We start from the raw sequence: 12,080 nt of genomic DNA, 5'->3' as shown, positions 1-12,080 counted from the left end.
GAAACCGCTTAGTCGGACGACTCAGCTCCGCACTTCGACTCGCCGATATCGCCGCGCATGATGCGGTCGTAGTTGTCGATCTTGTAATCGAGTCGCTTAAGCGTTGCAGTCATGTCTTCCATGCGCTTCACCAGTTGAGCGCGCTGCTCGACAAGGATTTCCTTGCGCGCCTCATTGGTCTCATCACCTTGTTGGTAAAGCGCCACGTACTCGATGAGCGCTTCGACCTGGATGCCGGCAGCGCGCATGCATTTGATGAATTCGACCCAACTCAGATCGCTCTCGTCGTAGTCGCGGATCCCGTTGGCGCGGCGGTTGACCGTCGGGATAAGGCCCACGCGCTCATAGTACCTGAGCGTGTCGGCGGATATGTCGTATGTTTTGCTCACTTCAGCGATCAGCATTGCGTGCTCCTCGCGTATCGGTTTCCTTTCAACCTTTATACCACTTAGAGCCGACTCCAAGTCAAGCGCAACCTTCCAAGATTTCCATACGGTTGCAAGGTTGGCGCTTCGCCCTCGGTCTCCCGCTTGCCATGCCCTCTCGCGTAAACCCCGCTCCTCAGGCGGGAAGGTGCACCCGCCTTTCCCCACCATCTGCGCACCGCCGCTCTTCCCCCGCTTCTGCCCTTCCGCGCGCTTCTCTGACCGGAATTTCTGGAACACCTTGGAGATTTATGCGATCTTTCCACCCAATAAGAATCGCTTGCTATACAATTGGAAAATTCACCGAACCGAGAAAGCAAAGAAAAGGGGTGCAGCGTTCATGGAGCCGAACATCAAAGAGGTAGCGGGCCGCATTCGCGCATTGCGCGAGGACATGGACCTCACGATGCAGGAGATGGCCGACGCCACCGGGCGCACCGTTTCCGAATACGCAGCGCAGGAAAGCGGAGAACAGGACTTGTCGTTCACGTTTCTCTACAAGTGCGCCGAGCGTCTCGGAGTCGATGTGATCGAGATCCTCACCGGGGAAAACCCGCACCTGAGCGGCTATTCCCTCATGCGGGCCGACGAGGGCCTATCGATCAAGCGCCGCGCCGGATTCGAGTACCTGCACAAAGCGCCCCATTTCAAGAACAAACTCGCCGAGCCGTTCCTCGTAACCGCACCGTACCTCGAAGAAGAGCAGGACGTGCCGATCCACCTGTCGTACCACAAAGGTCAGGAGATCGATTTCATCCTCAAAGGCACGTTGCGCTTCGCCTACGAAAACCATGTCGAAGAGCTCGAAGCGGGCGATATGCTCATGTACGATTCCGGCCGCGGCCACGGCATGATCGCAACGGGCGGCGAGCCGTGCGTGTTTCTCGCAATCGTCATGAAACCCCAGGACGACTCGATTTCGTAGGCACTGCCGCTCAGTCGACAGTGCCGTAAAAACGCGAACGCCTCGTCCCTGCGGCCAAGCCGCCCATCGAAAGAAAGACACCATGAGAAACATAAACCTCCGCTACGTCACCGAATCCTACAACGAGCTCGATCAGCTCGAAACCTTCGTCGTCACCTGCCCTGACGATTTCAACTTCGGCTACGATGTCGTCGACGACATCGCCGTAAACGACCCCGATCGCCGCGCTATGGTGTGGTGCAACCCCGAGGGCGAAGAGCATACCTTTACGTTCGCCGATATGAAATACTGGTCGGATAAGACCGCTAATTTTCTGCGCGACCAGGGCATCGGCCGCGGCGACATGGTCATGGTGATCTTGCGGCGCCATTACCAGTTCTGGTTCGTCGCCACCGCGCTCCACAAGCTCGGCGCGGTCATGGTGCCTGCCACGTTCATGCTCAAGGAGCACGATCTCGAATACCGTTTGAACGGTGCGAGCATCAAGGCCATCATCTGCACCGACTTAGGCGATATCGCCCAGGTATGCGACAACGTCGAGGCCAACTGCCCGACGCTCGAAACCAAGATCATCGTGAACGGCGCAGGCGGCGGCCTCACTCCCGAAGACGCCGAGCACAACCTCGTGTTCTCCCCCGAAGACCACCCGATCGGCCCTGAGCTCTCGGGAGCGCAGGGCATCTGCGCGAAGCCGGGCGTCCGCGAAGGATGGCTCGATTTCAACACGATCGTACGCGAAGCTTCCGAGGATTTCGAGCGCTGCGAAACGGCTTCGGCCGAGCCCATGCTCATGTACTTCTCGAGCGGCACATCGGGAAACCCCAAGATGGTCCTGCACGATTCCGCTTACGCGCTCGCCCACCTCATCACGGCGAAGCACTGGCACAACGTACAGCCCGACGGCATCCACTTCACCATCGCCGACACGGGCTGGGGCAAGGCGGTCTGGGGGAAGTACTACGGCCAGTGGCTCATGGAAGCGTGCGTGTTCACCTACGACTACGACCGTTTCCACGCGGGCGACATCCTCTCGCTCATTCCCAAATACGGCATCACCACGCTGTGCTGCCCCCCGACGATGTACCGCATGTTCATGCAGGACGATGTGGACGCCTACGATCTCACGTCGCTTTCGTACTCGACGACGGCGGGCGAAGCGCTCAACCCCGATATTTTCACGTTCTGGAAGGAGCACACGGGACTCACGATCTACGAGGGCTTCGGACAAACCGAAACGCCGCTCACCATCGCAAACCTCACGAACTCGGTGCCGAGGCCGGGATCGATGGGCAAGCCCGTACCGCTGTACGAGACGCGCATCCTGCGCGAGGACAGTTCCTTCTGCAATACCGGCGAAACCGGTGAGATATGCATCCGGTGCGAGCCGAAGATGCCCGGGCTTATGCTCGAGTACTATCGCGATGACGAGAAGACTGCCGATGCGATGCACGGCACCTGGTACCACACCGGCGACACCGCATGGTGCGACGAAGACGGGTACTTCTGGTACGTTGGCAGAAACGACGACGTGATCAAATCGTCGGGCTACCGCATCGGGCCCTTCGAGATCGAAAGCGTCATGCTCGAGCACGAAGCGGTTGCCGAGTGCGCCGTTACGGGCGTGCCCGACGAGCTGCGCGGGTTCGCCGTAAAGGCTACCGTCGTGCTCGCCCCTGGATTCGAAGCTTCGAGCGAGCTCACCAAGGAGCTGCAGACGTGGGTCAAGCACCAGACCGCGCCGTACAAGTACCCCCGCATCATCGATTACGTAGATGCGCTGCCGAAAACCGTGAACGGCAAGATCCGCCGCGCGGTTATCCGCAACAAAGACGGGAAGGCCGAATAGCTGCACGCAGCTGCGTGCGAAAACCCATCCCGTACGGTTCACGCAGAAACCCCCGTTTGCCGAGATGCATACCGGGGGTTTCTGCATACAGGGCTACGAGCCCGCAACCGCCTGCGCAAGCGCAAGCAGGTTCGGTACGTCGTAATCCGCCCGAACGCCCAGCTCTTCGGCGGGCTTTCCCGCGCGATTGATCCATCCGACCGTGAAGCCGAACGATTTCGCCCCCGCGACGTCCCATCCGTTCGAGGATATGAACAGCACCTGCTCCTTCTCAAGGCCCATGTGCTCGATCGCAAGCCCGTACACTTCCGGTCGCGTCTTGAACAGGCCCACTTCATCGGCACTCAGGCAGCCGTCGAGATGGGCGGCAAGGCCCGAACGTTCAACGAGCGGCTCGATCATTTCGAGGTTGCCGTTGGTAAGTATGACCTTCTTGCGGGATCCAAGTAGAGCAAAAGCCTCGATGACCTCGGGATACATTTCAAGCTTCAGATACGTTTCCATGATCTCGTCGAGTACGGCCGCATCTGCCTTAAGCCCGATGTCGGCAAGCGTGTAGCGCAGGGCGTCTTGCGTAACGCGCCAGAAGTTCTCGTAGCGCCCCATGAGCGTTCTCAGCCACGAGTACTCCAGCTGCTTCTGCCGCCACATGCGGCTGATGGCTGCGCCGTTGCCAGGATAGTTCTCCTCGCATTTCTGTTCGACCGAATACACGTCGTACAACGTACCGTACGCGTCGAACGCTACTCCCTCGATCATGCCCCGTCCTTTCGGTGATTTCGCCTGCGCGATATTCTGCGCTAACCGCTTTCGTCAAGTATACGACGAGCGAAAGACGAGGGAAAGCCCGCGCGCGTTGAGCCGGCTACGCGCGCTCTTGCCTCAGGATGAGGCACAACGCGGGCGCTAGCAAACAGGATCGCCGATCGTCTTGCGACCAACGGTCCTGCCGCCTTCATGTCCGATTTGCTTTTGCCCCTTCCCGCGCGCGCAGATACGGCAAATCGGCCTTCAAATCCGACCGAATGCTCTTCTGCCAAAAGTATTCTCCGACAAACAACAGCCGATCGAGGCCCGATTCGCGCAGTATCGCGTGTATAAGCCGCTTCCGAGAGTAAATGGTCCTGCTCGCGTGAATGATCTCCTCCTGCAACTCGCAGGCAGACATCCTCAGGGGTTCCATGACCACCTTGCCGTCGGTACGCGACCAGTCGTCATCGATAAGGCGATCGCTCGCCGCATCGTAGGCCGGCGTTCCGGGCACCAGGTACATCGCCTGAATGAGCACGCCACGCAAACCGTGCTCGATGACGAAACGCGCAAGGCGCTCGCCCACACCTGAAGTATGGGTATCGGCACCCACGATGAACAGGCCGCGGACGTTCAAGCCGTGTGCCTGGATGTTCTCGATGGCCCTCACAATATCGTCGTGCGTGCAGCGTTTATGGTATGCCTCGAAGCTCTCGTCTTCAAGAAATTCTATGCCCATCGCCACTTCGAAGAATCCCGCGCGTTTCATAAGATCGAGCATCTCGTCGTCGAATCCGACCTCGTAGCGCGCCTGTACGGTGAACGCGTAGTCGATGTCGGATGCGATAATGGCCCGGAGCACCTCTATCGCCCACGCGCGGTCGGCGAAGAAATTATCGTCGGTGAGCCATACGACTCGGGCTAACCGAGGGAGCGTCCCCCGCTCGTGGAAAGCGATCGCCTGCCGAATGTCCTCAAGCACCGATTCCACGCTGCGCGTGCGAACCTTTCTGCCGAAATGTCGCACAACCGCACAGTAATCGCAGGAGTGCGGGCACCCGCGCGAAGCGTGCACCTGCGGCCAGAGCGTGTTGCGCGATGCCATCCTGTCGTAGCGATACAGAAGCAATCGATCGGGTACGGTATCGATATCATGGGGAGCAGGCCTCTGCCCCGCGCATATGACCTCGCCGTCGCGCAGATAAACGATACCCGGAAACGACGGCACCTCGTCGCGTTCGAGCGAAGCCAAGAGCTCGAGGACCGATTCGTCGCCTTCCCCAAGCAGTACGTAGTCGGCATGCTCGACAGCCTCGGGATAGTTCATCGACGCATGGAGGCCGCCCAACACCACTACCGCATCGGATTCGCGCCTGATGCGTTCGGCAATCTCGTATCCCCGCAAAGCGGCAAACGTGAATATTCCGATGAACACGACATTTGCATCGAGCACATCGTCCCATACGACCTTCGAAACCGACTCGGAATACATGAACGTATCGGGCACGCTCTCGTGCACGATGGTCGCAAGCGTCATAAGACCGATGGATGGATTGCGAATATACCGCTCGTAGGTATAGAGATTCTTAGGGCTCGGCCGGTAGGGTCTGTTCCCTGGCTCGATGAACCGCACTTTCGAAATTTCCACGTGAACTGCCACCTCCGCACCGCATTATACTGCGTGATACCGCTAGCAGGCAGCAATAGCCTCGAAAAGCGCGTCGATGACAAGGCTGTCTTCAACCGTTCGTTTGACAACGCACACATCGAACACATCGCTTCGTTCATCCAGCGGTCGCGCGATCATATCGCCGCCGTAGCGAGCATAGCCAGGGAAATGAATGCCGAAAACGATGCTTCGCTCATCATCGGGAAAGCAAAGCACACCCTCTTCTAGATACTCGATCTTTTGCACAATGCCATGCTTTCGACGTACGCTTTCGACGTATGCATGGTAGCGCTTTCTTCCCGCAATGGGATACGAAACGATCTTCTGCCCGATTATGTCGTCGAATCCAAGATGAGTTTTGCGAGCAAGCCCATGGCAATCATGGCACGCGATGCCAAACGGAATCTCCCCGATATGCGCGTACTCAAGCCCCTCCTCGTCGATACCGTAGCGAAACCCTACCGCTATATCGGTTCGTCCGCTCAGAAGAGCCTCGTGGCAATCGCGAACGCCGGTATCGGACAACGACAATCGCACGCCGGTCCCTTCCGCTGCAAGCTTTGACTGGGCGGTTATCACCTTTGATATTATCTGTTCGTTTAGCAGCGGGCCGATAATTCGAACCGTGGTTCCCTGCTCCTTCTCAAGCTCTCTCCCCTCCCTGAGAGCAGCTTCGTACCGCTCGACAACTTCACGTATGCTGTCGATGAATATCTTTCCGCTTTTCGTCAGTTCTACTCGAGCTGTACTTCTGTCAAATATCCTGAATCCCGTTTCGCGCTCCATCAGCGCAACGTGTTTGCTCAACGTCGATTGCGTAATGTAGAGTCGATCAGCCGCTTTGCTGAAATTGAGCTGGTCCGCCAATTCGATCAGCTCTTTACAGTAGCTAAAATCCATATCGACAACCCCTCGCGCTCCCTGCAGTTGCCCGTGGCAACCACACCTGCCTGCGGCAGCTCCCTTGATCGCTATTATAGTACATTCACTACGGCTGGTTTTTTCATGACATTGCACGATCTGGCCTTATTCCGAGATTCCTCCCGTTTATGACGAATTGGAACATTACACAAACCTCTGCCAACCTGCCCTTATTCCAAACAAGCACCCCTTCATTCTCTTTCATTGTTTCTCACGGCATCCCCAAGCGCGTACCGTTGCGCATAGCGGATACCGAACGGTATCGATAACTCAAGGAAAGGGAGATGATCATGAGAAAGGAACAGCTCAACCGAGGAATATCACGTCGTAACTTCCTGAAAGGCTCGACGCTTGCCGCAGCAGGACTTGCGACTGTCGGGCTTGCGGGGTGCGCTTCGCAAGAAACGACTGGCCCTAACGGCAATCTACCCGAATCATGGGATGCGGAAGCCGATATCGTCGTCGTCGGATTGGGGGCTGCAGGACTCTCCGCGTCGATCGCTGCAAAAATGGCCGGCGCAGAACACGTACTTGCTCTCGAAGTGGCACCCGAAGAGTTTTCGGGCGGTACGACGCGCGTGTCGGGCGACATGCTGATGATTCCCGAGTCGGTCGATGCAGCTGTCATGTATCAAACTGAACTCAATGCGGGCTACGAAGTGCCGGAAGATTTCATGCAAGCGTGGGCCGAAGGAGTCTGCGGCAACATGGAGTGGCTCAGCGACGAACTCGGATACGACCTGCAACCCGCAACCGCTGCAGCGCCGGAATTCCCAGGCATACCAGGTGGCGACAAGATCAAAACGTACTACGTCGATGGCATCTGCGGTATGTCGTCGCTCTGGATCCCTTTGCGAGAAACGGCAGACGAACTGGGTGTTGAGGTGATGTACGACACTCGAGCAACCGAGCTAATCTACAACTATGAAACCAAAGAAGTGTACGGAATCGCAGCTGAGGGTAAACATATCAAGGCAAAAAGGGGCGTTATACTTGCATGCGGCGGTTTTGCGGCGAACCCGGAAATGATGCAGAATTACTCGGTGTCGCTCGGGTGCCCGCGAAGCTTCGTCTGCGGCAGCCCCTACAACGTCGGCGACGGAGTCAAAATGGCTCAGCAAATCGGTGCAGATCTCTGGCACATGAACAGCTATGCAGCCGCAAGCACTTGCGTACGTGCCGAATCTCCCGATTCTCTTATCTGCAATATTCCCTATCCCATGGGACTTGACTACATATACGTCAACAACGAGGGCAAGCGATTCATGTACGAAGAACTTCGCGGTACGCTTCGCCACGGCAAAGGCAAGGAGCGCGGCGTATGGCCGCTGCTCGCGATCCCAACCCCTTCCTACATGATACTCGGGAACGATGCGGGGTCGAAAGATATCCTCGGAGCAGTCACCTACATGGCATGGTCGGTTATCATGGAAACGGGAAAGACGACGAACGAAGAACTCATCGATGCCGGCATCATGGTGAAAGCCGACACGATTGAAGAGCTCGCCGAAAAGATCGGCTATCCGCCCGAAACCCTCACCGAAACAGTAAACACCTATAACCAATACTGCGCCGAAGGTGCCGACAAAGACTTCGGTAGAGGCGAAGCGGTATACGACGATTATTATTTTAACGCGGCAGATGCGACGACTGCCTATGGCGAAGGCGAGCAGTCAACCGACGAAACCACCATCATCAAAGAATTCCCTCTCGTGCCGCTTGAGCCGCCGTTCTACGCTATCGAAATCGCCCTCGGAATGCTCAATACGCAAGGAGGAGCAAAACGCAACGGACTCTGTCAGGTTCTCAACCTCGAAGGCGAGCCCATTCCCAGACTGTATTCTGCTGGTGAATTCGGAACGATATACGGCTACATGTACAACGGAGGCGGCAACATCAGCGAAGCCGTAGCCTCCGGACGCATTGCAGGACAAGAATGCGCAGGCCTCGACACCTGGGACAAGCAGAAGTAGCATACGTGTCCCGTCGGAACCGCTGCCATAGCGGTTCCGACCCTTAGAAGGAGTGAGTAATGGCTTTTTCACCTGTTTCAGCATTGCGTCGAACCGTTGCAATCACCGTTTGCTTTATTTTTTTGTTTACGATCGCGGGATGCTCCCCACAGCCATCTGAAACCGCGAAACCTAACGCCGCCGACGCCGAAAGGGAGACGACATCATTGGAATTCACCTGGTCGGATGCTAGCGATTGCTCAACATGTCACGAAAACGCCATCGCCTCTTTCGATGATACAGCGTGTACCGCATCGTCGCATGCTGATCAAAAAGCTGATTGCTTCAGCTGTCACGCCGATACCGAAGGGCTGAGTGAGGCCCATAAAAAAGTGACACTCGACAGCACGAAGAAGAAGGCGACGCTCAAGAAAACCTCAATCGCAAACGACGCATGCATCTCCTGCCACGACAAGCGAGAGCTTGCGGATACAACGGTACAATGCACCGTACTCACCGATAAAAACGGGCTGGTAATAAATCCCCACGCGTTACCCGAGCATGAAGACCACGAAAGCATCACCTGCTCCTCGTGCCACAAAATTCACGCTGCCGACGGCCCGGATGAAATCGCTCCGAAGGTCTGCAGGAATTGCCACCATGCCGATGTGTACGAATGCAATACCTGCCATGTAGAGAAGTAATCAGATACTTTGGCCTGCGCCAACGTGCGGCGAACGCGCCGTGTATCGCAAGCATGCCCGGCGGATAATGCCTCGCGCCCTTCCGCCGGGCTGCCGTTATTCCGCGCTTTCCCGCTCGTCCAAAAACGCCGCGAACTTCTTCTCGCTCATGATCTCGTTGGTGACGAAGCGTCCGTCTGCGAATAGGCTGTAGGTCGTGAATGCGGAAGGTGCGCTCTTCGCCTCATCGAGCGACTCGATTTTCCGAAGATCGATACGCACGCCGCGCTCTTCGGCGATACCAGCTGCAAGCTGGGCATACTTGCCCGCGAAGGGACACTGGTCGGTGTAGGAGATCACGATGCCTTCCTCGTCGATGCGTGCGGTCTTTGCCGAGCTGCGAAACTGTGGGACGGGAGCGTCGGCTTCGAAGGGAAGGTAGAGCAACTCGAAGTACGGCTCGGCTGTATCGGCGAGCACGAACCTCTTATACCGCAAGAACTTCGGATCGGAGAGAAACGGCATCTTCTTGGGCGACGAGAGCACCGTAACACCGTGCTTGCCGAGCCGCCTCGCATCGGCGATGCACGCTTCGAGCAGCTCGTTCGCATGACCCTTGCCTTTGTATTGGCCCGACACCCAGAAGCAGTCGATGTGCAGGTAGCCATCGGCATCGATCGGGCACCACGCCTTCTCGGCAGGCAGGTACTCGATGAACGCCTTGCCGCGCACGTCGAGCTTCTTGAACACAAGGCCGTCGGCGAAGCGCTCGCGCATCCACGTCTTCTTCGAGGCAACGCAGGTCTCGCCCTTCTTTTCGGTCAAAGCGCAGCAGATGTGCTCGCTGTCGATGTTCTCTTCGGTTACGGCTACGATTCCCATGGATGCATGCTCGCTTTCTTCGATTTCCCTGGAACCAGAATAGCCTACCATAGAGGACACAAGCCGTCCTCTTTGAGCGATCGCCTGAAAATCCCACGCCGTCCGCGGTACGGGCGCATGCAGAAGGCGCGCTACAAAGATCGTGCCAAATGGCACGATCTTTGTTTGGCGAGAACTTACTATCTCTGTATCGAAATAAATCCAATCAGGCATGATGTTCACAGGCTGCTACAACGAAGAAAATCGCGCCACAATTCCTGACAAAAATCGTGCCATATGGCACGATCGCTGCACCGATACGGCAGCCTCCACGCCGGGTGCTCGCGCAAGCGGCGTTTAAACGCACAACGCCCCCGGAGCCGGACCACTCCCGCAAACAAGCCCGGTTCGAGGAGCCTTCCGCTCGCATGCGTGGCTCCCAGGGGCGAAACGTTGCTCGTAAGTCAACAGGCTCGCAACCATCGAAAAACAGTCCTGTTCACCGTATGGCCCCCCGGCGTACAAGCGCGTATCGTGATACTCAATTCATTACCGAATGCGAGCGGCGTGAACGGCGCAGGCGACGGGCGGCGCGAAGCAGCCGGCAGGCGGCGCGAACGACGCAAGCCAATCGAAGCGGAAGCGCGCCCGCTTTGCATTCAGCAAATCAAGGATAAGGAGCACCAATGAGACCTGATCTGTCGGACATAACCGTATCAAACGAATTCGACCCCGCGCTGTTCGCGAATCACGAAGGACCGCTCGTTTCGCTGTACATGACGACGCATCGCCACGCACCTGAGAACCGGCAGGATCCGATTCGCTACAAGAACCTCGTCACCGAAACGAAGAGCCTCTTCGAACTCAATTACGATCGCAAAGACTACGAAGGCATCCTCGAGCCCCTCGACCTGCTCGAGACATACCGCGACGCAGATATCTGGAGAAAGGCGAAAGACGGCCTTGCCGTGCTTGCAAGCAACGACGGCATGACCGTCTATAAGCTCGACTACCCCGTCGACGAGTTCGTTTCAGTCACCGACACCTTCCATATCAAGCCGCTCATCAGGAATTTCCAATTCGGATCGCATTACTATCTGGTCGCGATCGATGAAAACGGCTTTCAGGTATTCGAGGGAGACTTCCACTCGATCGAAAAACTCGAAATGCCCGACGGCATCGAAACGGAATTCCGCAAGGAATTTGACGATTACACGAACGCGCTTACCGGCATGAACGGCCATCAAGGAAGCCACTCGCCCACGTATCATCGCTACGGCGATAAGAGCGAAGTCGGCGAAAAGGATACCGAAGAGCACTTCCGCTATGCGGCGAAAGCTATCGAAGACGCCTTCGCGAAACATCGGCTATGTCCGATCATCCTTGTAGGCCTGCCCGAGAACCAGGCGATCTTCAGGGCAGTCGCTTCTATTCCGACGCTTTTGGAAGAGAACATCGACAAGCCGATCGCTTCGATGGACGAGAAAGAAGTGCTCGAGCGCGCCGTCGCCATCATTACCGGTGTCCAAGAGGCGCGTATTGGCGAACGCGTCGAGCGATTCGGTACTGAATCGTCGCAGGGCCGCGCCTCATCCGATCCTCGCGAGATCGCCCACGCGCTTGTCGAACGGAAGGTCGAAGTGCTGTTCATCGAGCAGGATCTGCTCATCCCCGGCAGCTTCGACGCCGAAACGGGGGCGCTCTCCTACGGCGCCGACATGCTCGACGCTTCGGACGACATCACCGACGACCTTGCCCAGGCAACATATTTGCAGGGCGGCGAAGTGTACGTGTTGCCAAAAGAGCGCATGCCCGCCGACACCGGCACTGCCGCGCTCTACCGCTACTAGTCAACCGCGCGGTCGCGAAGGATGCACCCGTTTACAATCGGGAAGCGATTGAGCACGTACGAATCCGCGGCACCCTCATGTTCACGAATGCGGGTGCCTGCGTTTCTGAAAGTGCATGGGCTTGGTGATCGAGCGGTTGCACGCATCTGCAAAGGCGTGAACGGCGCCTATACGAAAAACGAACGGATGTTTCATGTG

General features: G+C 57.1%; 10 protein-coding genes. 5 read left to right on the top strand and 5 right to left on the bottom strand.

Features of this window, described 5'->3' with window-relative positions; all coding sequences use genetic code 11:
- Window positions 1-8: 8 nt before the first annotated feature.
- Window positions 9-404, bottom strand: coding sequence for a MerR family transcriptional regulator (locus FJE54_RS11555; RefSeq protein WP_139652916.1), 396 nt, complete (start codon window positions 402-404; stop codon window positions 9-11).
- Window positions 405-765: 361 nt separating this feature from the next.
- Between FJE54_RS11555 and FJE54_RS11550 the strand changes: the two genes are divergently transcribed.
- A complete protein-coding gene (locus tag FJE54_RS11550; RefSeq protein ID WP_139652915.1) occupies window positions 766-1,350 on the top strand; it encodes a helix-turn-helix domain-containing protein in 585 nt (194 codons plus the stop codon).
- 82 nt (window positions 1,351-1,432) lie between these two features.
- The gene (locus FJE54_RS11545) at window positions 1,433-3,196 is read left to right on the top strand and encodes an AMP-binding protein (RefSeq protein ID WP_139652914.1); all 1,764 of its coding nucleotides are present in this window, start codon (window positions 1,433-1,435) and stop codon (window positions 3,194-3,196) included.
- 93 nt (window positions 3,197-3,289) lie between these two features.
- Here the strand turns inward: FJE54_RS11545 and FJE54_RS11540 are convergent, their stop codons facing one another.
- The 3 genes from FJE54_RS11540 to FJE54_RS11530 all read right to left on the bottom strand — a co-directional run bounded on the left by FJE54_RS11540 (window position 3,290) and on the right by FJE54_RS11530 (window position 6,515).
- The gene (locus FJE54_RS11540; RefSeq protein ID WP_139652913.1) at window positions 3,290-3,955 is read right to left on the bottom strand and encodes a haloacid dehalogenase type II; all 666 of its coding nucleotides are present in this window, start codon (window positions 3,953-3,955) and stop codon (window positions 3,290-3,292) included.
- Window positions 3,956-4,151: 196 nt separating this feature from the next.
- Window positions 4,152-5,594: a B12-binding domain-containing radical SAM protein gene (locus FJE54_RS11535; RefSeq protein ID WP_180326717.1), complete on the bottom strand. Its 1,443-nt coding sequence runs from the start codon at window positions 5,592-5,594 to the stop codon at window positions 4,152-4,154.
- 42 nt (window positions 5,595-5,636) lie between these two features.
- A complete protein-coding gene (locus tag FJE54_RS11530; protein ID WP_139652912.1) occupies window positions 5,637-6,515 on the bottom strand; it encodes a LysR family transcriptional regulator in 879 nt (292 codons plus the stop codon).
- 305 nt (window positions 6,516-6,820) lie between these two features.
- Between FJE54_RS11530 and FJE54_RS11525 the strand changes: the two genes are divergently transcribed.
- Window positions 6,821-8,509 carry an FAD-binding protein gene (locus FJE54_RS11525; protein WP_139652911.1) on the top strand — a complete coding sequence of 563 codons (1,689 nt, stop codon included), beginning with the start codon at window positions 6,821-6,823 and terminating at the stop codon, window positions 8,507-8,509.
- 59 nt (window positions 8,510-8,568) lie between these two features.
- Window positions 8,569-9,192, top strand: a complete 624-nt coding sequence (locus tag FJE54_RS11520; protein ID WP_139652910.1) for a cytochrome c3 family protein — start codon at window positions 8,569-8,571, stop codon at window positions 9,190-9,192.
- Between the two features lie 96 nt (window positions 9,193-9,288).
- Here FJE54_RS11520 and FJE54_RS11515 read toward each other — a convergent pair whose 3' ends face one another.
- Complete coding sequence (locus FJE54_RS11515) at window positions 9,289-10,104, bottom strand: N-acetyltransferase (protein WP_255467478.1); 816 nt, start codon at window positions 10,102-10,104, stop codon at window positions 9,289-9,291.
- Between the two features lie 614 nt (window positions 10,105-10,718).
- On the opposite strand from FJE54_RS11515, the gene FJE54_RS11510 reads away from it, so the two are divergent.
- A complete protein-coding gene (locus FJE54_RS11510) occupies window positions 10,719-11,882 on the top strand; it encodes a baeRF3 domain-containing protein (protein ID WP_139652909.1) in 1,164 nt (387 codons plus the stop codon).
- Window positions 11,883-12,080 lie beyond the last annotated feature (198 nt).

The organism is Raoultibacter phocaeensis (assembly GCF_901411515.1).
GTDB classification, from domain to species: domain Bacteria; phylum Actinomycetota; class Coriobacteriia; order Coriobacteriales; family Eggerthellaceae; genus Raoultibacter; species Raoultibacter phocaeensis.
This window is presented reverse-complemented; position numbering and strand designations above follow the sequence as displayed.

Coding starts and splice junctions, on each gene's coding strand:
- FJE54_RS11540 (WP_139652913.1), bottom strand. CDS start 3,955: ATGATCGAGGGAGTAGCGTTCGACGCGTACGGTACGTTGTACGACGTG.
- FJE54_RS11545 (WP_139652914.1), top strand. CDS start 1,433: ATGAGAAACATAAACCTCCGCTACGTCACCGAATCCTACAACGAGCTC.
- FJE54_RS11550 (WP_139652915.1), top strand. CDS start 766: ATGGAGCCGAACATCAAAGAGGTAGCGGGCCGCATTCGCGCATTGCGC.
- FJE54_RS11510 (WP_139652909.1), top strand. CDS start 10,719: ATGAGACCTGATCTGTCGGACATAACCGTATCAAACGAATTCGACCCC.
- FJE54_RS11520 (WP_139652910.1), top strand. CDS start 8,569: ATGGCTTTTTCACCTGTTTCAGCATTGCGTCGAACCGTTGCAATCACC.
- FJE54_RS11555 (WP_139652916.1), bottom strand. CDS start 404: ATGCTGATCGCTGAAGTGAGCAAAACATACGACATATCCGCCGACACG.
- FJE54_RS11515 (WP_255467478.1), bottom strand. CDS start 10,104: ATGGTAGGCTATTCTGGTTCCAGGGAAATCGAAGAAAGCGAGCATGCA.
- FJE54_RS11530 (WP_139652912.1), bottom strand. CDS start 6,515: ATGGATTTTAGCTACTGTAAAGAGCTGATCGAATTGGCGGACCAGCTC.
- FJE54_RS11525 (WP_139652911.1), top strand. CDS start 6,821: ATGATCATGAGAAAGGAACAGCTCAACCGAGGAATATCACGTCGTAAC.